Origin of the sequence: Sorangium sp. So ce1014 (genome assembly GCF_051521505.1) — a bacterium.
Lineage (GTDB): Bacteria > Myxococcota_A > Polyangia > Polyangiales > Polyangiaceae > Sorangium.
The window spans coordinates 4364110-4389148 of the sequence record NZ_CP150356.1; the positions used below are offsets into that span (position 1 = coordinate 4364110).

The following is a 25039-nucleotide window of genomic DNA, read 5'->3' on the forward strand; positions in this document are numbered from 1 at the left end:
TCAAAATAGATCGGCGCCGTCGAGTCAACGGCTGGGGTTCACGTAAGCTCACCGCGCCCGAGCCTTCTGTCACGAACGACGCTGCTTGGAGGAGATGGGGCCGAGGCCGCTCCTCTCCAGTCGCTCGTAGCGCCCCGCCCACCTGCGCGCCTTTCCGGAGAACGGCGGCTATTGATGAGCTCGCTCCACGCGGGCGTCGCCTCACTCCACGCCGTCGGTGTCGAGCTTTGTGCGCACTCGAAGCGCGATGTCGATTCGCTCCTCGATCCAATCGACGCGCCGATGGGTGGGGATGACCTGCAGGGCGACACGCGGGGAGCGCTCCATGAAAGAGGGCCGGTACCGCCGCGGTCGAGGCGGTTGTGCATCTGCTGGCCACCGCTCATCGAGGAGGGCCGGGACCTGTCCTCGATGAGCGGCATCCGGGCCGACAGCTCCTATCGTCTGCTGCCGGCCTGACGGCCCGGCCTCACTTCAGGTGCCGGGCGAAGAACCGGCTCCCGTCGTCCCCCTCGAACTGCGGGACGCCGGTGTGCCCGCCCATGTTGGCGTGCAGCGTCTTCTCCTTGGAGCCGAAGGCGTCGAACAGGTCCAGGGCCAGCTGCCGGTCGTTTCCTTCGTCGTCCCACTGCAGCAGGACCAGCAGCGGAATGGTGACCTGCCGGGCCTCCGCGAACATGATGCGGGGCACGAAACTCCCGGCGAACAGAAGGGCGGCCGAGATGCGCGGCTCGACCACCGCCAGCCGGAGGCCGATGGCGATCACCCCTCCCGCGAACCCGACCGGGCCGCCGATCTCGGGCAGCGAAAGGAGAGCGTCCAGGGCGGCCCGCCATTCCGGGACCGCCTTTTCGACCAGTGGGAGGACGAGCCGGTCGACGATCTCGTCGACCGGCTCGCCGGCCGCCAGCGCCCGGAGCAGGTCGGCGCGGGCCTCCTCGACGGCGGCGAAACGGGGCCGGTCACCGCCTCCGGGGAGCTCGATGGTGGCCGCGGCGAAGCCCTCCGCTACGGAGTGCCGGGCCCGGGCCACAAGTCGGGGGTACATCCTGTGCAGTCCGCCGGGGTGGCCGAGCAGGATCAGCGGAGCCGGTGCGGATGCGGATCCGGGCGTCCACAGGATGCCGGGGATCTCGCCGAGGGTGAATTTGCGCTCGAGGACACCGTCGTCGAGGCGCTGTTCGGAAGTGAATCGCAAGGTCGTGCCTTTCGGGAGTGCTCGTGAACAGCGCTCCAGCTGCGCAGAGCGGCCGCCGCCCGTCAAGCTCCGGCCGCTGCGCCCCCTGCGTCGCCCTTCGCGACCGGCAGGGATGCGAGCATTCGACGTCCTGGCCTCCAGGGCGCAGGGAGGATCCGCAACGCGGATCTTCGCTGCGCCTTTCTCGCTGGGGCCGCGCCGTATTTGCGCGCCGTGGTTCGCGGGGGGGAGCACGCACGGAGCGCGCGGGGGAAGGCGACGTTTTCCCGTTCCCGCTGCAAGCGTATATCAGACATAGGGGCTTGCTGGAAGCCCCGGATCATGCGGCACAGTGCCTGACCATGACGAAGCACGCAGTGGTCATCGCTGGTGGGGGTCCGACGGGGCTGATGTTGGCGGGGGAGCTCGCGCTGGCGCGGGTGGACGTCGCCATCGTCGAGCGGCGCGAGCGCCAGGAGCTCGCGGGGTCGCGCGCAGGAGGGCTGCACGCGCGCACGATCGAGGTGCTCGATCAGCGCGGGATCGCGGATCGCTTCCTCGCGGAAGGGAAGACCGCTCAGGTCGCGTCGTTCGCGACGACGCCCCTCGATCTCAGCGACTTTCCGACGCGCCACAACTACGGGCTGGCGCTGTGGCAGAGGCACTTCGAGCGCATCCTCGCCGCGTGGGTCGAGGAGCTCGGGGTGCCGAGCTACCGCGGGTGTGAGGTGACGGGGTTCGCCCAGGAGGACGCCGGGGTCGATGTCGCGCTGTCCGATGGGCGGTCGTTGCGGGCGGCGTACCTCGTCGGATGTGACGGTGGGCGCAGCCTGATCCGCAAGAAGACCGGGATCGGTTTCCCGGGGTGGGAGCCGTCGGTCAGCTACCTGGTGGCCGAGGGCGAGATGGTCGAGCCGGCGCTGGGCATGCGCCAGGGAGACAAGGGTGTCTATGGCATCGGGCCGCTCGAGGACGGCAAGCGGGTGCGGGCGGTGCTGAGCGAGAGGGAGATCCGGCAAGACGAGGAGCCGACCCTGGACGACCTGCGCGAGGCGCTCGTCGCCTCCTACGGGACCGACTTCGGGGTGCACGGCGTCACGTGGCTCTCGCGGTTCAGCGATGCGACCCGGCAGGCGGCGTCGTACCGGGAGCGGCGGGTGCTGCTGGCCGGCGATGCGGCGCACGTGCACTCCCCGGCGAACGGGCAAGGGCTCAACCTCGGGGTGCAGGACGCGGTGAACCTGGGGTGGAAGCTGGCGCAGGTGGTCCACGGGACGTCGCCGGAGAGCCTGCTCGATACCTACCAGGCCGAGCGGCACCCGGTCGGGGCGCGGGTGCTCAAGCACACCATGGCGGCGACGGCGGTCCTTCGGGGCGACGAGCGGACGAAGGCCTTGCGCGAGACCCTGGCCGAGCTGTTGACGCTGGAGGAGGCGCGCAAGCGGTACGCCGGGCTGATCTCGGGTCTGGACATCCGCTACGACCTCGGCGCGGGACACCCGCTGCTCGGGCGCCGCATGCCCGATCTGGACGTGGAGACCGAGGGCGGGCCACGGCGGGTGTTCACGCTGCTGCACGAGGCCCGGCCGGTGCTGCTCGACCTCGGTGAGCCCGGGGCCCTCGACCTCGGTCCCTGGGCGGATCGGGTGAAGCGGGTCGACGCGCGGTACGCCGGGGTGTGGGCGCTCCCGGTGCTCGGCGCGGTCGCGGCGCCCAGGGCCGTGTTGATCCGGCCCGATGGCTACGTCGCGTGGGTGGGAGACGGCACGGACCAGGGCCTTCGTGAGGCCCTGACCACGTGGTTCGGGCCGCCCATGGGGGCGTAGCTCGCTCGGCCGCCCGCGTCACACCCGGTCGCCCGGCGATGCGCCCAGGCTCGCGATGTCGGTGACGAACCGGTACTTGATGTCGCTCGTCAGCTTCCACGCACAGGCCTGCTCGAGCTGGCGCCGTCGCGCTCGAGCGCCTGCTGGCCGGTCGCCCCGGCATCCGGTACATCTCGCATGCGATGGCTTCGCGCGTCTTCAGCTCAACACGCCCCACTGCAGCGCCGGCGACATGGCCACGCTGCGCCAGCACTACGCTGCGCAGACCGACGCATGGCCGCCGCTCATCCGAAGGCCTCACGTGAACGCAAAAACGCAGAAGAATCCTCATTTCTTCACCGGCAACTACGCGCCGCTCCGCGAGGAGCACGACATCGCGGCGCTCGAGATCGAGGGCACCCTGCCGCCCGAGCTGGAAGGAAGCCTGTACCGTGTCGGCCCGAACCCGCAGTACACGCCACGCGACGACGACTATCACTGGTTCTCCGGCGACGGCATGGTGCATGCGTTCCACATCGGCGCCGGCAAGGTGTCGTACCGCAACCGCTGGGCGCGCACGCCGAAGTGGCAGCTCGAGCACGAAGCCGGGCGCGCGCTCTTCGGCACCTTCGGAAACCCGGCCACCAGCGACCCGCTGGCGCAGGGCCGCAACGGCGGCACGGCCAACACAAGCATGCTTTGGCACGGCGATCGGCTGTTCGCGCTCGAAGAGTCGCATCAGCCCTTCGAGCTCGACCCCTGCACGCTGGCTTCCAAGGGGCACCAGAGCTTCGGCGACCGCGTGACCTCGCGCTGCACCGCGCACCCCAAGATCGACCCCGAGAGCGGCGAGCTGCACTTCTTCGCGTACTCGCCCGACGGCCCCTGCTCGCCGAGCATGCTCTATGGCGTGATGGACACGCGCTGCGAGGTCACGCAGCTTCAGTCGTTCACAGCGCCGTATGCCAGCATGGTGCACGACTTCATGGTGACGCGCGGGCATGTGCTCTTCCCCGTCACGCCGCTGACACTCAGCGTGGAACGCGCCATGCGCGGCAAGCCGCTGCTGGCCTGGGACGCAAGCTTGCGGACCCACGTCGGCGTGATGCAGCGCGGGAAGGCGGCCGACACGCTGCGCTGGTTCCACACCGACGCCTGCCACATGTTCCATGTGATGAATGCCTGGGACGACGGCGACACCATCGTGGCCTACGTCATGCAGTCGGAGACGGCGCCCGGCCTGCCCGATGCCGAGGGCCGCCCCGGCGACCCCGAGGCGATGGCGGCGCGCCTGTGCCGCTGGACCTTTCACCTGGCGGATGCAGGCGCCGGGTTCCGGCGCGACTACCTCGACGATCTCGTGGCGGAGTTTCCACGTATCGACGAGCGCTACACGGGGCGGCGCAACCGCTACGGCTTCTACACCTGCCATGCGACCTCGCGCGCGCGAGACGACTCGGAGAGCGTGCTCTACAACAGCCTCGCCCGATTCGACTTCGACACCGGCGAGCGCAGCATTCACACGCTGCCGCACGGCGACGTGGTGTCCGAGCCGGTGTTCGTGCCGCGCGCGGAGGACGCGGCCGAGGGCGACGGCTGGCTGCTCGCCGTGGCCTGGCGTGAACAGGAGAAGCGCAGCGACTTGCTGGTGTTCGATGCCATGGGCCTCCCCGCTGGACCCGTCGCGGTCGCCCGCTTGCCGCACCGCGTGCCATTCGGGTTCCACGGCAACTGGCGGCCCAGCGTGTAACGCGGCTCGGGATGCCGTTCGCGCTGCATCGGGGCCGCCTTCGCGTTGTACGAGATGAAGCTGATCCTGGGCACGCTGCTGCGGCGCTACAGCTTCGAGCTCGTGTCCAGGAAGCCGGTGCGGGTGGGGCTGCAGGGTCTGCCCGGCTCTCCGGTGCGCGTGATCGTCCGTTGATTGCTGCCGCGGCGAATTCTGCTGAGTTGCGCCGACGTCCCTCTCCCCAATCCCCGGGGAGATGGCGCTGCTCGATACGGGCTGCCTGGACGATTGACCCCGGCGGGAGCCCTTCGGGGCGACAGCATCCTCAGTCGATACCCTCCTTCATCACGTCGTCATGGATGTGGCTCGCGAGGTGCTCGATGAGCGCCCGGACCGCGGGCGGTAAGCCGCGGCGCGAGGTGAACACGAGGTGGACGATGCCCTCGGTCACGTACCACTCGGGGAAGACGCGGACGAGCTTACCAGCCCTCAAGTCCGCCGCAGCGATGTGATCGGGTAACAACGCCACGCCCAGCCCTGCGATGGCCGCCTCTCGCAGGGCGGCGAAATCGCCGCACGAGAGGCGCGGCGTGTGATGCACGACATGCGTTTGCCCGTCGGGCCCGACGAGCTCCCACGCATCTTCGCCGGCCTGCTCGCTCTGGCTGAGGGTCGGTACGGAGGCGAGCGCGGCGATCTCCGGCGCGCCGCCCAGGCGACGCGCGAGGGCGGGGCTCGCGACGAGGAACCGACGGCTCTTCGCGAGCGTCTTCCGGGTGAGCGTGGCGTCGGTGTCGAGCTTTGTGCGCACTCGAAGCGCGATGTCGATTCGCTCCTCGATCAAATCGACGCGCCGATTGGTGGGGATGACCTGCAGGGCGACACGCGGGTAGCGCTCCATGAAAGAGGGCAGGATGGGCCCGACCAGCTCCATCATGCCTGTGGGGCAGCTCAGTCGGACGAGCCCCTGCGGCTCGCCTTGCGCCTCGGCGACGATAGCCTCCGCCAGCGCCACCTCGCTCATGACGGATCGGCAACGCTCATAGAACGCCTGGCCCACCTCGGTGACGCTGAAGCGGCGGGACGAGCGCTCGATGAGGCGAACGCCGAGCCGCGCCTCGAGCTGCGCTATCCGCCGGCTGAGCTTCGATTTCGGCTGCCGCAGCGCGCGCCCCGCCTTCGCGAACCCGCCGTTCGCCACGACCTCGGCGAAGAAGAAGAAGTCGTTCAGATCCTGCATCGGTGATCTCTTCGTTCTGCTAGCGGAACGCAGCGTGCCACGATCGGCGGCTGGCCGCCCCCCGCTTCGGCTCTAACTCCAGGGGGCCGGCGACGTTGAGCGCCGCGATCAAGGGACGGACACCATGAGCGACAAACTCCACGGGAAGGTAGCGATTGTCACAGGCGGCACCACGGGGATCGGCCTCGCGACGGCGAGGCGGTTCGCGGCGGAGGGCGCGCGCGTCTTCATCACCGGGCGGCGGCAGGCGGAGCTCGACGCGGCCGTGAAGGAGATCGGCGAGAGGGCCACCGGCGTCCGGAGCGACGTCTCCAACCTCGCCGATCTCGATCGCCTCTTCGAGGTGGTGAAGCAGCAAGGCGCCCCCATCGACGTCCTGTTCGCCAACGCCGGCGGCGGCGAGTTCGCCCCGCTCGGCGCGATCACCGAGGAGCATTTCGACAAGACCTTCGCCACCAACGTCAAGGGGATGCTGTTCACGGTCCAGAAGGCGCTGCCGCTGCTGCGCGACGGGGCGTCGATCCTCCTCAACGGCTCGACGACGGCCTCCACCGGATCCCCTGCGTTCAGCGTCTACAGCGCGACAAAGGCCGCGGTGCGGAGCTTCGCGCGCACCTGGGCGCTCGACCTGAAGGACCGCGGCATCCGCGTCAACGTGATCAGCCCGGGGCCGATCGACACCCCAGGGCTGCACGGGCTCGGCGCGACCGAGGAGCAGGCGCAGCAGATCAAGGCGAGCCTCGTCGCCAGCATCCCCCTCGGGCGGCTCGGCTTGCCGGAAGAGGTGGCCAAGGCCGCCGTCTTCCTCGCCTCCGATGACAGCAGCTTCACCAACGGAGCCGAGCTCTTCGTCGACGGCGGCATGGCGCAGGTCTGAGCGCTCTGAACAAGCAGAATCCGGTAACTCGATCGGGCGGATCTCGTTATGGTGCCCGGATGCCTTCTCAGCGCACCCTGCTGCCGCGCTCGACACCGGCCGCCTCGGGGATGTCGTCCCGTTCGATCGCCGCGCTGCTGGACCGGCTCGAAGCGCAGTCCGTCGAGTGTCACTCCCTCATGGTCGTACGCCACGGTCACGTCGTCGCCGAAGGCTGGTGGGCGCCGTACTCGGCCGAACGCCCGCACCTTCTCTACTCGCTGACCAAGTCGTTCACCTCGGTCGCCGTGGGGCTCGCGATCGCCGACGGGCTGCTCTCGCTGGGCGATCGGGTGGTGGACGTGTTGCCCGACCACGTTCCGGCCGACATCTCGGGGCAGGGGCGCCGCATCAACGTTCACCACCTGCTGTCGATGACGGCCGGACACCGCACGGACAGCCTCGCCGAGGCCTGGCAACTGGAACCGGGCGACCTGGTGAAGGGCTTCCTGCGCGTACCGTTCACCGAGGCGGAGGGAACACGGCACACCTATGACAATTCGACCACCTTCGTCCTGGCCCGGATGGTGGAACGGGTCACCGGCCGCGGCCTCCCGGAGCTGCTCGACGAGCGCCTCTTCAAGCCGATGGGCGTCGAGCACGCCGAATGGGACCGGGTGGCGAGCGGTGCCGCCTTCGGATTCCACGGACTGCACCTCACGACCGAGGCTGTCGCCGCCTTCGGCGAGCTGCTGCTGCGCGGAGGCCGCTGGGGCGACCGGCAGCTCGTCCCGCGCGAATGGGTGGAGCTCGCGACCCGACGGCACATCGAGACACTGCAAGTCGAGGACTGGTCGGAGAACCCCGACTCACTTTGCGGGTACGGCTACCAGTTCTGGATGTCGCGTCACGGCTATCGCGGTGACGGCGCCTTCGGCCAGCTGTGCGTGGTCGTCCCGTCGCACGATCTCGTGGTCGTCGTGACCGGCGCCATACCGCAGGGTGAGGCCGTGCTCGACCCCTTGTGGGAGTGCCTGCTGCCCGGCCTGGACGACGCGGGAAGCGCCCGGGACGACGAGATCCTCGCCGAGCGGCTGCGGCGGCTGTCCTTCGCGCCGGCGCCGGGTTCGGCCGCCCCGGAGCGTTCTGCCAAGGCGAGACTCGACGCCTCCGCCGAGGATTCGGCGCTGCCCGACGGAACCACGGTGATCGTCGATCCCGTGGACGGTGGATGGCTCCTGCGATTCGGGTCGTTCCTCAACGTCGAGGTCGGCCACGGCGAATGGCGGGAAAGTTCGCCGCTCGGCCGCCCTGTCGTCGCGGCCGGCGCCTGGCAGGGCAACACGTTCGTCGCCGAGCTCTACGTCATCACCACCCCGCACCGGGTCCGGCTGGTGGTCGACGCCGACGCGAGGACAGCGGAGGCGACGTGGCGCACCGTGCCCCTGACCAGCCCCGATCTGATGCTGCATCTGCGGTCGCCATTGATGACACGGCCCGACGTCGCCTAGGTGATGTCGGCCTGATCCCTGGATGGAGCTCGGCGTCCCGGGCGACCAGGCTGAGCCGGGTGAGAACCCGGCGATTCGCAGTGCCGGCCGGCCTGGTAGCGCAGCCCACAGGGTCGAAGCTCTGCTCCGCCCAGCCGTTTCTCCCCGGGATCATGGCCCCGGAAGGGCGTCCTGATCGACGATAGCGCCGTAGTTGCCCGCGCGGCCCCCGGCGCGGGAAGATGGGCGCCTCATGCGCGTCGCGTATCTGATGATCCTCGGGGCGGCGCTCGCGCTCCCGGGTTGCGGCGGCTCGACCAGGGAGCTCCGCCTCACCCTCACCCCCGCGGCCGACATGAACGACGCCCGCTCGTGCTACGTGCTCGCCCGCGCGATCGACGGCAAGGCCTTCTCGACGGAGTCATACGACGACGCGGCGGGCATGGCCATGGCGCCGGACGACTCGGTCCTGAGCGCGCTGGCGGTGCTCCCGGGGGTGAGGCAGGTGCTCATGGTGCCCCTGCCGGAGAAGGGGCGGGTGGCGATCTACGCGCTGTTCAAGCAGCCGGAGGACGAGGCGTGGCGCCTGCTCCTGCCGGAAGAGCTGCCGCCGGAGGTGGAGATCCGGCTGGGTCGCAGCCGGATGTGCTGGACGAGCGACAGCGCGCCGAAGGGGGCGACGGGGCTGTGCCGGCAGCGGAGCGAGGGGCGGTAGTAGACGAGAGGGCACGGGGAACTAGAGGCCGCCGCAGGCGGAGCGCCTCCACCAGAAGCCCCTCCGGTTTCTTGTCCCTCCGCGGCCGGCTGCCCTTCCATTCCGGCATGCCGCCGTCCCTTGTCGACCGGGTCCGGGTCAACGACAACAACCGCGAGCCCCGCCAGCCGCTGGTCCTGCTCGTCGACACCTCGGGATCCATGACCGCCGATCTCCCGGACCTCGCCGCCGGCCTCGACGGCCTCCGCGCCGCGCTCGCGCGGGACACCGTCGCCCGCAACCGGGTCGAGCTGGCGGTCGTGACCTTCGGCGGCAAGGTCACGGTCCACGGCGATTTCGGCGAGGCCGCCGTCTTCGAGCCCCCCGTGCTCGTCGCAGCGGGCGATACGCCCATGGCCGCGGCGATCGAGCAGGCCCTCGAGCTCCTGGAGGCCAAGAAGCGCGCTTACCGCGAGAGCGGCCTCGATTACTACCGCCCGCTGATCTTCCTCCTCACGGACGGCGAGCCCACCGACACCGCCCGCTGGCCAGCGGCCGTCCGCCGCGTCCGTGAGGCCGAGCGCGAGAGGCGGCTCGTCCTCCTCGCGGTCGGCACGAAGACCGCCGGCTTCCAGCGCCTCAAGGAGCTCTCGCCCGATCGCGCGCCGCTCCGGCTCAAGGAGGCGCAGTGGGACACCATGTTTCAATGGCTCAGCAGGAGCCTCCAGGCGCGGAGCCGCTCCCGGCCCGGCGAGGAGGTCCCGCTCGAGGATCCCACCGGGCCGGCCGGGTGGGGGGCGCTGCCGTCGTGACGGGGTGGCTCGTGTTCGGCGCGTCGGTGCGCGGGCCGCAGCACGAGCAGGAGGGCTCGCCCTGCCAGGACGCCTGGGCGTGGGGCCCTGCCGGCGGGCGCGGGGTCGGCCTGTGCCTGTGCGACGGCGCCGGATCCGCCGCGCATCCGGAGATCGGCGCCGCCGCGGTCGCGGCCGCGGTCGTCGAGGCGCTGCGCGAGCTCGCGCCGGCCGGTCCCCGGGCCCTCGGCGACGCGGTGCGCGCCGCCTGCGCGGCCGGCCGGCAGGCGCTCCTCCGCGAGGCCGAGGCGCGCGCCCTCGCGCCCGAGGATCTCGCCTGCACGCTTGTGGCCGCCGTCGCGTGGGGCGACGCCGTCGCCGTCGCGCACCTCGGCGACGGGGCCGTGGTCGGGCGCCGCCGCGGCGACGGGGAGCTCGTGGTCCTGAGCGCGCCCGATCGCGGTGAATACGCGAACGAGACCTGGTTCGTCTCCTCGCCCTCGTGGGAGGCGCGCCTGCGCGTGGACCTCCACGAGGGCATCGACGCGCTCTGCGCCTTCACCGACGGTTGCGAGGGCGCCGCGCTCGCGCGGGGCCGCGCCCTCGCGCCCTTCGCGCCGTTCTGCGCCCCGCTCCTCGAGTTCGCGGCCGAGGTCACCGACGCGGCCGCCGCCGGCGGCGAGGTGGCGCGGCTGCTCGACGCCGAGCCGCTGCGGCGGAGCTCGGGAGACGACAAGACGCTCGCCGTCGCGCTGCTGCGCGCGTCCCCGTGAGCGCGCATGAGCGCGAAGGCGTACCGGGATCCCGCGGGGAGGGTCGTCGAGCTCGGCGAGGAGCTCGGCGCGGGCGGCGAGGGATCCGTCTTCGCCGTCCGCGGGCGCCGGGCGCTCTGCGCCAAGATCTACCGCCCCGACAGGGCCGAAGGACGCGAGCGGAAGCTGCGCGTCATGCTGGAGCGCCGGCCGTCGTGGCTCCTCCGCCGCGCGCTCGCCTGGCCGGTCGCGCTGCTGACCGAGGCCGAGGGGCGCGCGGCGTTCGCGGGGTTCCTCATGCCCCTGCAGCGCGGGGCGATCGAGGTCCACCGCTGCCTCGTGCCCGACGAGCGCATGCAGATCGCCGGGTGGCTCACCCAGCGGGACCTCTGCGTCCTCGCGGCCGGGCTCGCGCGCCTCGTCGAGGGCGTCCACCGCGCCGGCCATTGCGTCGGCGACCTGAAGCCGCAGAACATCCTTGTTTCCCCGCTCTCCGGGCGCGTCGCGCTGGTGGACGCCGACTCGTTCCAGATCCGTGATCCTGCTGCAGGGCAGGTGCACGGCTGCCCGGTGCTCACGCCGGAGTACACCGCGCCGGAGCTCTGCGGCGCCGATCCTGGCCGCGCAGCCCGCACCCCCGCGTCCGACGCGTTCGCCCTCGCCGTGCTGATTCACCAGCTGCTCCTCGGCGGGGCGCACCCGTTCGAGGGGGAGCTCGCGCCGGGCGGCGCCGGCGGCGCCGAGCGCATCCCGGCCCGGATCCGCCTGGGCCTCTGCCCCTTCGTGCCCGGCGTGACGGGCGTCCGGGCCGCCGCGGGCGCGATCCCGTTCGCGACGCTCCACCCCGGCCTGCAGGCGCTCTTCATCCGCTGCTTCGGCCCTGGCCATGGCGCGCCGGCCGAACGCCCCGGCGCGGCGGCGTGGCGCGCCGCGCTGCTGCGCGCGAAGCGCGAGATGGTCCGCTGCGCCCGCAGCCCGGCGCACCTCCACGACAAGGCGCTCCCGCGCTGCCCGTGGTGCGAGCGGCGGGAGCGCACCGGGATCGACCTGTTCCCGGCGGAGCAGCGGTTCCAGCGCGCGATCGCGCGGGTCCGCGATCCGGCGGCGGCGCCCGAGGCCGAGCGGATCCGCTGGCTCGGCCTGCACGCGCGCGGGCGCTTGCGGGACGGCGCGCTGAGCGCGGCGGAGCGGGCGTGGCTCGACCGGGCGGGGGCGGGGCTCGGGCTCGACAGGGGCGCTGTGGCGCGGGTGGTCAAGGAGGCGGCGGGTCGGGTGACCGAGGTTGGGGTTGGGGGTCGGGCGACCGAGGTTGGGGGTCGGGGGACCGGGGTTGGGGCTGGGGGTCGGGCGACCGAGGTTGGGGGTCGGGGGACCGGGGTTGGGGGTCGGGCGACCGAGGTTGGGGGTCGGGCGACCGGGGTTGGGGCTGGGGGTCGGGCGCGCGCATGGCTCCCGCGGGGGAGGGTGGTCTTCACCTCGGTCGCGTCGATCGCCGCCGCCGGCGCCTGCGCGGCCGGCGTCCTCGTCACCTCGAGGCTGCTCGCGACGCCGGGCGCGTCCCCGATGCCGCGCCCGCAGCCCTGCGCCGTGCTCGCGCAGCGCGCGACCATCGGCCATACCGGGGGCACCGGCGCGTACCTGCGCGCGGCGCCGTCGACGGGGAGCGACGGGCTCCCGCTGCCCGACGGCACGGCCCTGCGCCTCACCGGCCGCACCCGGATCGCCGAGCAGCTGGCGTGGGCCGAGGTCGTCGCGAGCGGGCGCGTCGGCTGGGTGGCCACGCTGTATCTGGTCCAGGAGGCCCCCCGTTGAGCGGTATCTCGTGGTCCCAGCGGCCCTCTCGACGTTCGCCGCCCCTCCCTGCGCGCTACGCCACCGCCCCCGTCCTCGCCATCGCGCTGCGCGCGCTCTCCAGGGCCGCGAACCGCTCCGCCAGATACTCCGACACGCTCACATGCTGGCTGAACACCACGTTGAACCGGATATGCGGATCGCTCGCCCCATCCGCCATGAACGTCGCCCCGCGCGCGAGCAGGATCTTGTTGAGGTACGCGTCCTTCACCAGCTCGTCGACGTCCACGCCCCGCGGCACCGCGCCCCACAGGAACAGCCCGCCTTCACCGGGATGGTCGAGCAGCACGCCGGCGTCGCTCAGCCGGCGCGCCGTCGCGTTCCGCGCCGCGCCGAGCTTCTGCTGCAGCCGGTCGATGTGCTTGCGCCACCGGCCGGCCGACAGCACCTCCAGCAGCACGAGCTCGTTCAGCGCGCCGGTCGTCAGCACCGAGTAGATCTTCTCGCGCAGCAGCGGCTTCAGCCGCCCTGGCTCGGCCGCGATGTAGCCGAGGCGCAGCGCCGGGCTCAGCGCCTTGCAGAAGCTGGAGTAGTAGATGACCCCCTCCAGCCCCGAGAGCTGCGCCAGCCGCGTCGGGTGCCCGGGGTGGAAGTGCCCGTGCACGTCGTCCTCGGCGATCAGGACCCCGTGCTGGTGCGCGATCATCAGCACCCGGTGCAGGTTGGCGGCGCTCGAGCCCCAGCCGGTCGGGTTGTGCAGCACGCTCTGGAGGAACAGCAGCTTCGGCCGGTGCTCGCGGCACGCGGCCTCCAGCTCCTCCAGATCCACGCCGTCCGGCCTGCGCGCCACCGGCACGATCCGGCAGCCCGCCTGCCGCAGGCGACCGAACATCAGGAAATAGCCCGGGTTTTCGACCAGCACCGCGTCGCCCGGCTGGAGGTAGCTCCGGCAGATCAGGTCGATGGCGTGCGTGCCGCCCCAGGTGGTCATCAACCGTCCCGCGTCGGCCGCGATGCCTTGCGAGCGCAGCAGCATCGCGATGCGCTCGCGCAGCTCGGGCAGCCCCTGCGGCGGGCAGCGCGCCGCCATGCCGGCGTCGTTCCGGGCGAGCGCGCGTTGGAGCACGGTGGCCGGGATGGCGTCGCTCAGCCAGCTCGCCGGCAGGGCGCCGCTGCTGGCCAGCAGCACGCCGGCGCGCTGGTCGTTGGACTGCTGCGCCAGCCACACAGGCTCCTGCTCCTCGCCGGCCTCGAGCCACACCTCGCTGGGCATGGCCGACGCTGCCTCGCACACGAAGAACCCGGCCGTGCCGCGCGACTCGAGCAGCCCGGCCGCCACAAGCCGGTCGTAGGCCGTCACCACGGTGTTGGGGCTCACGCCCAGCTGACCGGCCAGCTGGCGGATCGACGTCAGCCGCGCGCCCGGCGGCAGCTGCGCGCCCTCGATCAGCGCGCGCAGGCGCGCCTCGATCTGGTCGGCCAGGGGAACGGCGGAGTCGCGGTCGAGCGAGAACATGGGTCAGGATCAGCGCAGGAAAAGCGGTCAGCGCAGGAAAAGCGGTCAGCGCAGGAAAAGCGGTCAGCGCAGGAACAGGAGCGCCAGCACCGCCAGCGCGCCGGCCATGATGCCATTGAACAGCCGCTGCCGTCGCGGGTCGGTCAGAAATCGGCGGATCGCCACGCCGAACAGCGCCCACGCCGAGATGCACGGAAAGACGATGACGAGGCCGACGACGGACACGAGCAGGGCGCCGCTCGCCACGCCCATGCCCGCCGGCATGAACACCGACGCCAGCGTGATCGCCTTGACCCAGCTCTTCGGGTTGACGGCCTGGAACAGCGCCCCCTGCGCGAGCGACAGCGGCCGCGGCACCTCGGCGCCCTGGACCGCGGCGCCGCCGGTCAGCTTCCACGCCAGCACCAGCAGGTACAGCGCGCCGGCCACGCGCAGCACGCTGTGCAGCACCGGGTAGGCGGTGAACAGCGCGCCCAGGCCGAGGCAGGTGACGAAGGTCTGGACCGCGCCGCCCGCGCAGATGCCCAGCATGTGCGGCAGCGATCCGCGGTAGCCGAAGTTGGCGCCCGAGGTGGTGAGCATCATGTTGTTCGGCCCCGGGGTGCTGGACATCACGAAGCAGTAGGTCGCCAGGGGCAGCAGCTCGGTCATCGTGGGTGGCTCCGGTCAGGTGTGGCCCGGAGCCTAGGAGGGCGCCGTTCACCCGTGAAGGCACAGGGGCCGCGCCGCGCGAAAGCACTGTGTCAGCCGCGCGACCGGTACAGCTCGGATCCAGGCGCCCGGGGAAAGCCGGCGAGGACGACCCGGGCCAGACCGTGGTGGAGCTCGGATCTTGACGTTGCGGCGGAGAACGCGGCTACGCTGCGGAAGCGGGGGAGGATCAATCCTATGAGTACTGATTTTTGGATTCAGGCGAGCTGCCCCCGGTGGCGAACGCCTCACGAGCTCGAGGGGTCAACCGTTGATGAAGCAATTGAATCTGTGTTTCCTCGTGATGCCGAGGACGCTTTTGTCGTATGGAGGCATATTCTGGTCGAGTGACAAGATCGAGAAGTACGGCGATTTGACCGTGAAATAAGATGAGCCATGCTTGCCAGTGATGTAAGTGTTGTGCGTCTCAGGTGGAAGGTGTTGGTGGTCGGTCTGCTCGCTGGCGCGGTGGCTCAGCACTGGATGGTCGGTGCACGCATCGCCCACGCTGCTACGATCTGCTGGAAGACAGGAGAGGGAGCGGGTCTGATAACCGTGCACGGCGTCTCCGAGGTCATGTTTGTTCTGGTAAGCGGGATGGGTGTCGCTCTGAGCGTTTTTGCGGCGCACCGACTGCTGCTCAAACGGAGTCTTGTTGGATATATAGCGCTGCTCTCTGCTGCTGCCTACATCGCGGGAATTACGGTGTGGTGTGCGTTCTTTGCGACGCCGTTCGTGCGCATTATACATTGAGCTGGTTGGTGGTTTCAGCATGCAGGCGCAACTCAGCGGTTGCATCGGTCTCTGCCGCGGCCTGGGCGGCGCCGCCAGTCGTTGAATTGGATCCTCAGACGGGGCAGCAGCGGATACTGTCGCATCCCAACGCTAGATCATCTCATGGACATGTGAACAACCCCGCAGGCCAGCGCATCGATATGAACAGCAACGTCGTTCCGCCGGAATCACCTGGTGCGCGCCTCCCACTTGGAGGTGGCGGATGACCGCGGACGAGACGTGGCGATCGTTACACGACGCGACGCTCGAGACGATCGAACTCCGCTGGGAGTCTGGCGAGGTGCGCCTCCGGGTTCGGACCGGTGATGCAGAGCAGCCGCAGCTCGTGGTGGTGGCATCTTCGGTGCGTCGACTGGAGTCCACCAGGCAGCTGCCCTGGGGATTCAGCGTCTCGATCAACGAGGTGCGGGGGCCTTTCCCCACAGATGGCGAGGTCGCGTGCATGGAGATCGAGATGCAGTCAGGCGACGTCATCCGAATCGAGGCCGTCGAGTTCTGCGTTCGAGGAACAGATTGAGTTCGCCCTCGCGACCCGCCCGCTCGCCAGCGCGAGGGGGGTGCAAGACCTTGAAGGCGGAGGCCCGACATAGCACGAATAGTATGCCCATGGTATCTCGAGACACCGTCCCGTGGCCTGCATAAGGCGAGCGGCAGGCAGATCGACACTCCTCACGTGCACAAAGCGACGGCGCATGTCGGCGCGAACGGTCAGTCGAAGCTGGGCCCCAAGACCACTCGACCGGCCACCAAGAACGCGCGAGCTGGCCCGACGGGACGGATTGCTGCCTCAGGAGACGGAGATGGACACGTTGATGTGGCTTCAGGATTGGTACCGCTCACAATGCGATGGAGAGTGGGAGCACCGGAACGGAATTCGGATTGACACGCTGGATAACCCGGGATGGTCCGTCGTGGCTGACGTGGGTACGGTTGACGCGCCCACGCCCGTCTCGGAGCACAGAAGCGATGATGACTGGGTGCGGTGTGATGTGAAGGATGGACGCTTCCATGGCCATGGTGGTCCCGGTAATCTTCAGGAGATCCTGGAGATCCTTCGGGCGTGGATCCGCACATCGCACTGCTGACCCGCCCCAAGGGGTGGAGGAGACGGCTCCAGGAGTAGACACGCCGGCCCAGGAAGACGACCGACGGCGGCGTGACCGTCGCCGGCGGCTCCACGGTCAGTCGCGTATCAGGCCTCGAAAGAGAGAGCCAGACGTTCATGGAATGGAGAATGTCGAAGAGCACAATGAGGGCAAGTGATATGGCAGCGCGTGGCCTCACCCTCGCAGGAAGCCGGAAGCTCGTCATCGGCTCGCCGGGAGCATCTGCCGATTACTCGATCCAGCGACCTTTCGTCGCGCTCCTGCCCGCCTTCAATGCACCGGAGCGGGAGCAGGCGGAGGCGATAACGAAGGACTTGATCGATCTCGGGTGCGTAGAGCTCTGCTGCGTGGGGCCCGAAGCCGAACAGCTTCATGATGCGCTTGACAGCATCATCGAGGCTGGAAACGCGCTGGAGGTCGTGACAACCTGGCATGAGGATCCCATGGACGCATGCGAGCACTTCCTGCACGCTGCTGCCGGGGGACGAGCCAACTTGCTCGCCCTGATCGTCTCCCATCCGGCGCTTCAGGCCATGCTGGAAGCGGAAGCACGAACGTGATGCCCCACGTCGCACCTCCTGACGCGCTAGCGTAGCGGCGTGGAGCTCCGGCGGTCTACACGATCCACAGGGCCTTCTGACGCGCTTCCCCGAGGTGGATCATCCTCCGCGTCGAGGCGCACGTTGCTCCCTGACGTGCAAGGAGAGCTTCCGCCCAGAATGACACTGGCTTGGCCGCGGAGGACGACGGCCCTGGCTCCGGATGACGCCGCTCAGTCGCACTCCCCGACGCTCCACATCCCCGGCGCCTCCACGTGGAGCGTGACGACCTCGTTCTTGTCGAACCCCAGGCCCTGATGCGCGCCCGTGGTGCGGTATCCGAGGAAGATCTGGTCCTCCTCCCCGACGTCCAGGATCTGCTTCTGAACACGCCCATGGATCTCGTGCTCCGCCACCGACGCCGTGATCGCGTTGCAGTCGAACGGCACGTAGCTCACGTGCGCGAGCATGATCGGGCCGGAGGCGGTGAAGTCCGTGACCGAGAGCCCCGTGAACTGCCCGTCGCCGTCGTCGCTGCTCGGATCGGTGAGCGGCGTGAAGGTCCGGCCCCCCTCCTCGTTGTAGACGTTCGCCAGGGAGCTCGGCGAGCCCGAATTGCTCGCCATGAACGCGATCTTCCCGCTGCCCGCCTTCCTGGCCTCGTCGACCCGGTAGATCCCGACGCCGCCGGAGACGTCATCGAAGTTGAACCAGCGCTGCATGCCGCGGTCGTAGCCCTCGTTCTGGCGGTTATCGACGAGGAAGTACTGGTCCGGATCCGAGGTCTTGATCTTGTAGATCGTCGGCTCGACGCTCTGCCCGAAGAACTCGGCGCCGTCCGACTGAACGATCGGAATGTCCTGCGGCGCGGCCCCAGGCTCGATCACGGTCGGCACGAGGAATCCGGCATGGAGCCGGCTCCACGCGCCCATCGCCACGGGCACCGTGCCGGCGGGCGAGCCGCTCGTCGACCCCCAGCTCCCGCTCGCCATCACGCACCACGCCCCGAGCGGCGTCGGGCCCTTGTAGAGATCCGGCAGGCCGACCGCCGCGTGCCCGAGCTCGTGGACGATGACCCCCACGGTGGCCGGCATCGTGGTGGGCACGCCGCCGACCGAGTGGATCTGCCGCTCGCCAAGCGCGACGTAGCCGGTGAGGGACTTCCCGTCGAGGGTGATCGGCGTGTCAAAGCCCTTCGCGTGGGCCCAGACGGACGGCGTCTTCTGCGTGTTCGCGGCCTCGTAGCCGGCCACGACGAAGACCACGTTGAGCTCGTCGCCGCGGACCTTGCCGTCCGCGTTCTTGTCGAACGAGGCGAAGTCGACGTACGGATTCGCCATCACCAGCGCCTCCTTCAGGTACAGCTGGATCAAGGAATAGTCCTTGTGGCTGTTCGGGTGCGCGAACGGGAGCCGGATCCGGACGATGCCGTCGTTGGCGGTGCCCTGCGTCTCCTTCGCGCGGGTGAAGGAGAACTTCCCGCGCGACATGTCGGCGTAATAATGGTTCACCGAGCCCGGGAGGCTCCCGTACATCGTTTGCTTCCAGTACGCGATGTCGGTCGAGAAGGTGCCAGTGAACGCGTTCGGGGCGGTGAGCCCGCCCCCCTGGGTGAACTCCAGCAGGATGGTGAGCAGCGGGCGCCGGACCCCGGTGGTCACGGTCGGACCCGCCGCGTACGAGAGCGGGCCCGGGGAACGCGCGATCGCCGCCTCCCACAGGGCGTCGAGCGCGTCGTCGTCGATGCGCGGGAGCAACGCCGGATCCACGCGGCCGCCCTGCGAGCGGAGATCGCGGACAAGCACCCCGGAGGGGACGAGCGCGAGGGCGCCGCTGCGCCTGTCCGTTCCGAGCTCGGCGACCTCGTAGTCGCCCGAGAGGCCGTTGAGCACGACGACCGTGCCGTCCGCCATCCGCAGGTAGTCGAAGTGCTCGTCGCCGATCACCTCGGCGCGGAAGGTCGCGCCGGTCGGATCGAGCGGGATCGCGCGGATCCCGGGCTCGGCGCTCACCGCGGCCGCCGGGCGGCTCACCGAGACGGCGCTCGCCAGCACGGCGAGCCCGACGAGCCCGAGCCGCGCCCCGCGCCGCGCCCCGAAGATCCCCTGGTGCTCCATTTTGCCTGCGCCGCTGGTTCGAGACGTCATGTCCGTATCCTCCTCAATCCGCGTTGGTTCGCGTTCGATGAGGACGCATCGCAACCCGCGTGCCGCCCTCGGTCGGTGGCGCGGATCGCCGCGTTTTCAGGCTGATCCGCGCATCTTTGGCGACCGCCGCGCCCCGCGCCGACACGCCGCCGGGACACCTGTCACGCGCGCGCGACAGCGGCCGTTGCGCGCGCGTGACAGCCGCTGTCGCGGGTCCGCAAGCGCCGGCGCGTTCTCGCGGGCGCACGGGTTCCGGGTTGACGCGGCCCTCTCCAGGGGCACCATGGCGCTCATGAGCGACGATCCCGGGGCGACCTGCACGCTCACGAGCTTCGATCAGGGGCGCTCCCTCCGGCTCCCGGCGGTCTCGGTGACGGTCACCCTCCCGGACAGGCGCACGCTCACCGCGCCGCTCGATCTGCGCCCCCTCGTCGTGGGGGCGGGCGCCGACTGCGATCTTGTCCTCGCCGATCCGCGCGCCTCGCGCAGGCACTGCGAGATCCGGATGACCGAGCAGGGGGTGCTGCTGCGCGACCTGGGCAGCAAGAACGGCACGCTGGTCCGCGACATCCGGATCCGCGAGGCCTTCCTCCCGCCCGGCGTCCCCGCCACGGCCGGCGGCTCCGAGATCGTCGTCGGCCCCGCGGGCCCCGCGGCGGTCCTGCCGCTCTCGGCCGCGGACGCGTTCGGCGGCGCCGCGGGCCGGAGCCTCACCATGCGCGCGCTGTTCGCCAAGCTGGAGCGCGCCGCCCCGACCGACGAGACCCTGCTCCTGCTCGGCGAGTCCGGCACCGGCAAGGAGGTGCTGGCGCAGGCGATCCACGCGCGGAGCCGCCGCAACGACGGCCCCTTCGTGGTCGTCGACTGCGGCGCCATCGCGCCGAACCTCGTCGAGAGCGAGCTGTTCGGCCACGCCCGGGGCGCGTTCACGGGCGCCGCGGCGGCGCGGCCGGGCCTGATCGAGCAGGCGAACGGGGGCACGCTCTTCATCGACGAGATCGGCGAGCTCCCGCTCGAGCTCCAGCCGAAGCTCCTCCGCGCCATCGAGGGGCGGCAGATCCGCCGGCTCGGCTCGAACGACTGGGCGCCCTTCGACGCGCGGATCGTGGCCGCCACGCACCGGAACCTGCGCGCGAAGGCCCAGGACGGCTCGTTCCGGGCCGATCTCTACTTCCGCCTCTCGGTGGTGGAGGTCCACGTCCCCGCGCTCCGGGAGCGCAAGGACGACATCCCGCTCCTCGTCGAGCGCTTCCTCCTCGCGCGGGATCCGCCGCGCGCCCTCGCCGACCTGCCGCCGGGCGCGCTCCCGCTGCTGGAGGCCTACGACTGGCCCGGGAACGTGCGCGAGCTCCGGAACACCGTGGCGCGCCTGGTCCTCTTCCCCGAGCTGCTCCACGAGATCGTCGGCGCCGGGCCGCCGGCGCCGCAGGGGGCCGCGAGCCCGGATCCCGCGCGACCCGATCCGCCCGGCGGGGCTCCCTCGGGCGCCTCGCCCGCCGGCGCGTCGGGGCCCGGGGATGCCCGCCTGCGCACGCTCCTCGAGCTGCCGCTGCCCGAGGCGCGCGAGGTCGTGCTGGAGGAGCTGGAGCGCGCCTACGTCACCGAGAAGCTCCGCCAGCACGGGGGCAACATCTCGCAGGCGGCCGACGCGATGGGCGTCTCGCGCCAGCTCGTCCACCGGCTCATCCAGCGCCACGGTCTCCGCGCCCGATGATCCCGCCCGCGGACACCGACGATCCCCGCGTCCCGGCCCAGCCGAGGCCGCGGCGCGGCCGCGACGACGCGACCCTCACCGGCCCGGCCCCGTCCGGCGCGCCCGAGGCCCCGTCCGGCGCGCCCGAGGCCCCGCCCGGCGCGCCCGAGGCCACCGCCGACCTCGGCCTCGGCGAGGAGGGCCAGCGCGCCGCCGACGCGCAGGAGGCGCCCTCGCCGATCCCGCCCTCGCTCCACGCCCGCTTCGAGGACTTCCACCTCCTCGGACGCGGCGGCATGGGCGTCGTCTACCGGGCCCGGGATCTCCGGCTCGGCCGGCGCGTGGCCATCAAGCTCCTCTCGGCGGGCGCGCAGGTCGACGGGAGCCTCCTGCGCGAGGCGCGCTCGCAGGCGCGGCTCCGCCACGAGAACGTCTGCGAGGTCCACGAGGCCGGCGTCGCCGATCGCGTGCCCTTCCTCGTGATGCGCCACATCGACGGCCCCTCGCTCCAGGAAGCCCGCGGCGACCTGACCCTCGAGGAGAAGGTGCGCGTGGTCCGCGCCGTCGCCGCGGCGCTCCACGAGGCGCACCGGCTCGGCCTCGTGCACCGCGACGTCAAGCCGAGCAACGTCATGCTGGAGCGGGGCGAGGACGGCGCCTACCGCCCCTACCTCATGGACTTCGGCATCGCCCGCGACGCGGCCGAGAGCGGGCTCACCCTCACCGGCGCGCTCCTCGGGACCCCCGCGTACATGGCGCCCGAGCAGGCGGCCGGGAAGGTGCGCGCCCTCGACCGGCGGACCGACGTCTACGGCCTGGGCGCGACGCTCTACGCGCTGCTCGCCGGCCGCCCGCCGTTCGTGGGGGGCACGGTGATGGACGTGCTCCGCCAGGTGCTGGAGGCCGACGCGCCGCCGCTCCGGACGCTGGACCGCGACATCCCCCGGGATCTCGAGGCGGTGGTGATGCGCTGCCTCGAGAGGGAGCCCGGCGCCCGCTACGACTCGGCGCGGGCGCTCGGGGACGACCTGCAGCGCTTCCTCGACGGCGATCCCGTGCTCGCGCGCCGCGCCTCCCTCGGCCGCCGCCTCGCCCGGCTGGCGCGGCGCCACCGCGCGGCCGTCGCGGGCGCGAGCGCGCTCGTCGTCGCGGCGCTCGTCGTCGCCGGCCTCTTCGTCCGGGACCGGCGGGCCGCCGCGGAGCAGGCCACGCTCGCGCGCGAGCTCGGCGAGACCGTGAAGGAGATGGAGCTCTTCCTCCGCGGCGCCCACGGGATGCCGCTCCACGACGTCGAGCGCGAGCGCGACGTTGTCCGCGCCCGGCTGAAGGCCGTGGAGGCCCGCATGGCGCAGGCGGGCGGCCCCGGCCGCGGCCCCGGGGAGTACGCGCTCGGCCGCGGCCTGCTCGCGCTCCAGGAGCCGCGCGCCGCCCTGGAGCACCTGCGGGCGGCCGAGGAGGCCGGCTACCGGTCGCCGGGGCTCGACTACGCCGCCGGGGTGGCGCTCTCCGAGCTCTACCGCCGCGGCCTGGAGGAGGCCCGCCGCCTCCGCAATCCGGCGCAGCGCGAGGCCCGGATCGCCGCGCTCGAGGTCGAGCTCAAGGCCCCGGCGGTCCAGCACCTCCGCGCGGCGCTCGGCGGCGCCATCGAGGCGCCCGGGTACGTGGAGGGGCTGCTCGCGCTCGCCGAGGGCCGGCACGAGGAGGCGCTGGAGAAGGCCCGGGCCGCGTTCGCGGGGGCGCCCTGGCTTCACGAGGCGAAGAAGCTGGAGGGCGACGTGCTCTTCGCGCTGGGGAGCCGCTACCGCCACGACGCCGCCTTCGATTTCGAGAAGATGAAGGGGTATTTCGATCGCGCCGCCGAGGCGTACGGGATCGCCGCGGATCACGGCCGCTCCGACCCCTCGGTCCACGCCGGCGCGTGCGAGCTCTGGACCCAGACCATGAACGCCGCCGGCAAGCACGGCGCCTCGATGCGCCCGAGCTTCGAGCGGGCGCGGGAGGCCTGCGGGCGGGCGCTCGCGGCGAGCCCGCGGAGCCCCGAGGCGACCGTGAAGCTGGCCTGGGTCCACAGCTGCTTCGCCTGGTGGGTCGCGAGCGGGATGCAGGAGGGCGAGGACGCGGAGGCGGCCCTCGGCGAGGCCACCGCGCGCGCCGAGGAGGCGCTCGCCAGGAGCCCGGACGACGCCATGGCGCGGTACGTGGCCGCCCTGGTCTTCCGGGCGCGGGCCTACCACGCCGACGGGATCGGCCGCGACCAGGGCGAAGCCCTCGAGCGCGCCATCCAGGGCTACGAGGCCGCGCTCCAGCGCGATCCGGACTTCGTCTGGGCCCTCAACGACCTCTGCGTCGTCCACGCCGAGCGCGGCCGCTACGAGTCCCTGCGCGGCCTCGACCCGAAGGGCTCGTTCGAGCGCGCCCAGGCCCGCTGCGACCACCTCCTGGCGCTCGATCCAGGCTTCGGCAGCGCGCGCACCTCCCGGCTGACCACCGGCTTCTACGAGGTCGAGCACCTCGTCCGCGCCGGCCGCTCCCCCGAGGAGAGGGTCCAGCGAATGCACGGGGCGATCGACGCAATGCGTCAAAGCGATCCCTCGTGGACCGGGGCTCCCTACTGGCGGCTCTGGCTGGATCACGCGCTGGCGCTGCACGCGCTGGACGCTGGGGTCGATCCCGGCCCGGCGCTCGCGCGCGTCCAGGCGAGCGCGCGGGAGATGGCGCCGGGCGCGGCCGCGTATCCGGAGTCGCTGCGGGCGATGCTCGCGATGCTCGAGGCGCGCGTCCGGCTCGCGCGGGGTGAGGACCCGGCGGACGCGATCCGGATCGTGCGCGAGACGCTCGAGCGCCGGCTCGCCGAGACGCCGGGGGACGTGTGGGACCGGGTGCAGCGCGCCGAGGCGGAGCTCCTCGCCTTCCAGTGGAGCGCGCGGCGGGGCCGTCCGGACGCGGCGCGGCTCGACGCGGCGCTCGTCCCGCTCCGCCCCCTGCTCGTCGGCGAGCCGCGCGCCGATCCGTTGCCTTACGCGCTGCTGGCCGAGCTCCACGAGGCCCGCGCCGCCCTCCGGGCGGGGCGCCGGGAGGACGCCGCCGCCGAGATCGACGAGGGGCTCCGGCACACGGGCGCGGCGCTCCGGCTGAACCCGCGGTCCGACCGGGCGCTCGTGGCCCAGGGAGGGCTCTTTCGTCTGCGCGCCGCGGCGGCGCCCGGCGCGGCCGCGCGGACGGAGGCCACGCTGCGCGAGGTCGCGGCCCTGGAGGCGGCGATCCAGGCGAACCCGCTGCGCGCCCGGACCGTGGGCGCGCGCCTCGCCGAGGCGCGGCGGCTCGCGGGCGAGGCGCCTGGCCCCGCCGCGCCCTGAGCACGCCCGGAGCTCAGTCGGGACGGAGACGGGGACGGCGGTCGCGCTCGCACCAGTGGGGCTTGGGGTTCTTCAGCCACGTCATCGTGCACGGCTTCCCCTTGCAGCGGTAATGGCCATCCTCCGCCGGGCCGATGGGCTCGCATACGCTGTTTTCCGTCACGAGCCCCATGTACTCGAGGCCGCAGGAGCCCTCCTGGTAGCAGTACCGCCGCTTCAGCGCCTCCTCGATGTCGTACCCGCACTCCTTCTCGAAGGACTCGGTCGCATAGACTTCCACGCCGACGAAGCCCGGGGGGACGACGTTCGCGCACCAGACCGCCTCGCTGTAGATGAAGCCGTCGTGATCCCCCTTGTCATCGTTCATATTGGCGCCCGTGAGCAGGACGTCGACCCCGTCGGTCTTGTCGTTGACGAACGCGATCACGCACTCGAGCACGTTGTAGATCACGTCCATCTCGAGCCCGCCGTTCACCCAGCCCGACGCGCCGATCACCGCTCCGCGCCCCTTGTACTCGCGGTCGCCGTGGATCACGACGGTGTCCTTCGCGACGGCGCAGCGGAAGGCGTGATCGAAGACCTCTTCGCCCTCCGGATCGTCGAGGAACCCCACGTCGACGATCTCCGGGTTGAACGTGTGGTCGCTCTGGAGCAACGGGCGCTTCAGCGCCCCCACCAGCGGCTCCTTCCATGTGTGCCAGGCGTGCTTGGGGGTGCCGTTGGGGTCCTGCGTTCCGGGCTTGCCCCACATCACCTCGAGCCCCGGCCCCTCGAGCTCGCCCTCGAGCTGCGACGCCGACCCGCAAGCCGCCGTGAAGAGCCCGACGCCCACCACGATCCCGAGCGCACCAGCAGAGCACTTCATCGCGATC

At 71.5% G+C, this 25039-nt stretch carries 20 protein-coding genes and 2 pseudogenes; 14 read left to right on the forward strand and 8 right to left on the reverse strand.

Annotated features, from left to right (window positions below; translation table 11 throughout):
* Positions 1 to 213: 213 nt before the first annotated feature.
* Positions 214 to 336: pseudogene (locus WME75_RS16555) on the reverse strand (LysR family transcriptional regulator); the annotation flags it as partial.
* 133 nt (positions 337 to 469) lie between these two features.
* Positions 470 to 1198, reverse strand: coding sequence for a dienelactone hydrolase family protein (locus tag WME75_RS16560; RefSeq protein ID WP_437491887.1), 729 nt, complete (start codon positions 1196 to 1198; stop codon positions 470 to 472).
* Between the two features lie 341 nt (positions 1199 to 1539).
* Between WME75_RS16560 and WME75_RS16565 the strand changes: the two genes are divergently transcribed.
* The 3 genes and pseudogenes from WME75_RS16565 to WME75_RS16575 form a co-directional block, all read left to right on the forward strand.
* Positions 1540 to 3003: an FAD-dependent monooxygenase gene (locus WME75_RS16565; RefSeq protein WP_437491890.1), complete on the forward strand. Its 1464-nt coding sequence runs from the start codon at positions 1540 to 1542 to the stop codon at positions 3001 to 3003.
* A gap of 301 nt (positions 3004 to 3304) precedes the next feature.
* A complete protein-coding gene (locus WME75_RS16570) occupies positions 3305 to 4732 on the forward strand; it encodes a carotenoid oxygenase family protein (protein WP_437494841.1) in 1428 nt (475 codons plus the stop codon).
* A gap of 21 nt (positions 4733 to 4753) precedes the next feature.
* Positions 4754 to 4906, forward strand: a pseudogene (locus WME75_RS16575) (cytochrome P450); the annotation flags it as partial.
* Between the two features lie 130 nt (positions 4907 to 5036).
* Here the strand turns inward: WME75_RS16575 and WME75_RS16580 are convergent.
* The gene (locus tag WME75_RS16580) at positions 5037 to 5951 is read right to left on the reverse strand and encodes a LysR substrate-binding domain-containing protein (protein WP_437491893.1); all 915 of its coding nucleotides are present in this window, start codon (positions 5949 to 5951) and stop codon (positions 5037 to 5039) included.
* Between the two features lie 124 nt (positions 5952 to 6075).
* Here WME75_RS16580 and WME75_RS16585 point away from each other — a divergent pair, with 124 nt between their 5' ends.
* The 6 genes from WME75_RS16585 (at position 6076) to WME75_RS16610 (ending at position 12346) form a co-directional block, all read left to right on the forward strand.
* Complete coding sequence (locus WME75_RS16585; protein WP_437491896.1) at positions 6076 to 6828, forward strand: SDR family oxidoreductase; 753 nt, start codon at positions 6076 to 6078, stop codon at positions 6826 to 6828.
* A 59-nt stretch (positions 6829 to 6887) separates the two neighbouring features.
* Complete coding sequence (locus tag WME75_RS16590; RefSeq protein ID WP_437491899.1) at positions 6888 to 8318, forward strand: serine hydrolase domain-containing protein; 1431 nt, start codon at positions 6888 to 6890, stop codon at positions 8316 to 8318.
* A gap of 232 nt (positions 8319 to 8550) precedes the next feature.
* Positions 8551 to 9012, forward strand: a complete 462-nt coding sequence (locus WME75_RS16595) for a hypothetical protein (RefSeq protein WP_437491901.1) — start codon at positions 8551 to 8553, stop codon at positions 9010 to 9012.
* Between the two features lie 107 nt (positions 9013 to 9119).
* Complete coding sequence (locus WME75_RS16600) at positions 9120 to 9803, forward strand: vWA domain-containing protein (protein ID WP_437491904.1); 684 nt, start codon at positions 9120 to 9122, stop codon at positions 9801 to 9803.
* On the forward strand, positions 9800 to 10555 hold the full coding sequence (locus WME75_RS16605) for a PP2C family serine/threonine-protein phosphatase (RefSeq protein ID WP_437491907.1): 756 nt from the start codon (positions 9800 to 9802) through the stop codon (positions 10553 to 10555). The genes WME75_RS16600 and WME75_RS16605 overlap by 4 nt, the downstream gene beginning before the upstream one ends.
* Before the next feature lie 6 nt (positions 10556 to 10561).
* Positions 10562 to 12346, forward strand: coding sequence for a protein kinase domain-containing protein (locus tag WME75_RS16610; protein WP_437491909.1), 1785 nt, complete (start codon positions 10562 to 10564; stop codon positions 12344 to 12346).
* A gap of 55 nt (positions 12347 to 12401) precedes the next feature.
* Here the strand turns inward: WME75_RS16610 and WME75_RS16615 are convergent, their stop codons facing one another.
* The 3 genes from WME75_RS16615 to WME75_RS16625 all read right to left on the reverse strand — a co-directional run bounded on the left by WME75_RS16615 (position 12402) and on the right by WME75_RS16625 (position 15305).
* The gene (locus WME75_RS16615; protein ID WP_437491912.1) at positions 12402 to 13841 is read right to left on the reverse strand and encodes a PLP-dependent aminotransferase family protein; all 1440 of its coding nucleotides are present in this window, start codon (positions 13839 to 13841) and stop codon (positions 12402 to 12404) included.
* A gap of 63 nt (positions 13842 to 13904) precedes the next feature.
* Entirely contained in the window at positions 13905 to 14492 is a 588-nt protein-coding gene (locus WME75_RS16620; RefSeq protein WP_437491915.1) for a LysE family translocator, read from the reverse strand.
* A 303-nt stretch (positions 14493 to 14795) separates the two neighbouring features.
* Positions 14796 to 15305, reverse strand: a complete 510-nt coding sequence (locus WME75_RS16625; RefSeq protein WP_437491918.1) for a hypothetical protein — start codon at positions 15303 to 15305, stop codon at positions 14796 to 14798.
* Between the two features lie 223 nt (positions 15306 to 15528).
* Between WME75_RS16625 and WME75_RS16630 the strand changes: the two genes are divergently transcribed.
* The 3 genes from WME75_RS16630 (at position 15529) to WME75_RS16640 (ending at position 16992) form a co-directional block, all read left to right on the forward strand.
* Positions 15529 to 15843 (forward strand): hypothetical protein, encoded by a 315-nt coding sequence (locus tag WME75_RS16630; RefSeq protein WP_437491920.1) that lies wholly within the window; start codon positions 15529 to 15531, stop codon positions 15841 to 15843.
* A gap of 295 nt (positions 15844 to 16138) precedes the next feature.
* The gene (locus tag WME75_RS16635) at positions 16139 to 16411 is read left to right on the forward strand and encodes an immunity 53 family protein (protein ID WP_437494843.1); all 273 of its coding nucleotides are present in this window, start codon (positions 16139 to 16141) and stop codon (positions 16409 to 16411) included.
* A 149-nt stretch (positions 16412 to 16560) separates the two neighbouring features.
* The gene (locus WME75_RS16640) at positions 16561 to 16992 is read left to right on the forward strand and encodes a hypothetical protein (protein ID WP_437491921.1); all 432 of its coding nucleotides are present in this window, start codon (positions 16561 to 16563) and stop codon (positions 16990 to 16992) included.
* 212 nt (positions 16993 to 17204) lie between these two features.
* Here the strand turns inward: WME75_RS16640 and WME75_RS16645 are convergent, their stop codons facing one another.
* Positions 17205 to 19118: a M6 family metalloprotease domain-containing protein gene (locus tag WME75_RS16645; protein WP_437491923.1), complete on the reverse strand. Its 1914-nt coding sequence runs from the start codon at positions 19116 to 19118 to the stop codon at positions 17205 to 17207.
* 292 nt (positions 19119 to 19410) lie between these two features.
* Between WME75_RS16645 and WME75_RS16650 the strand changes: the two genes are divergently transcribed.
* Both WME75_RS16650 and WME75_RS16655 read left to right on the forward strand, forming a co-directional pair.
* The gene (locus WME75_RS16650) at positions 19411 to 20832 is read left to right on the forward strand and encodes a sigma 54-interacting transcriptional regulator (RefSeq protein WP_437494845.1); all 1422 of its coding nucleotides are present in this window, start codon (positions 19411 to 19413) and stop codon (positions 20830 to 20832) included.
* Entirely contained in the window at positions 20829 to 24167 is a 3339-nt protein-coding gene (locus tag WME75_RS16655; RefSeq protein ID WP_437491925.1) for a protein kinase domain-containing protein, read from the forward strand. The genes WME75_RS16650 and WME75_RS16655 overlap by 4 nt, the downstream gene beginning before the upstream one ends.
* A 13-nt stretch (positions 24168 to 24180) precedes the next feature.
* On the opposite strand, the gene WME75_RS16660 is transcribed toward WME75_RS16655, so the two are convergent.
* Positions 24181 to 25032, reverse strand: coding sequence for a hypothetical protein (locus tag WME75_RS16660; protein WP_437491927.1), 852 nt, complete (start codon positions 25030 to 25032; stop codon positions 24181 to 24183).
* Positions 25033 to 25039 lie beyond the last annotated feature (7 nt).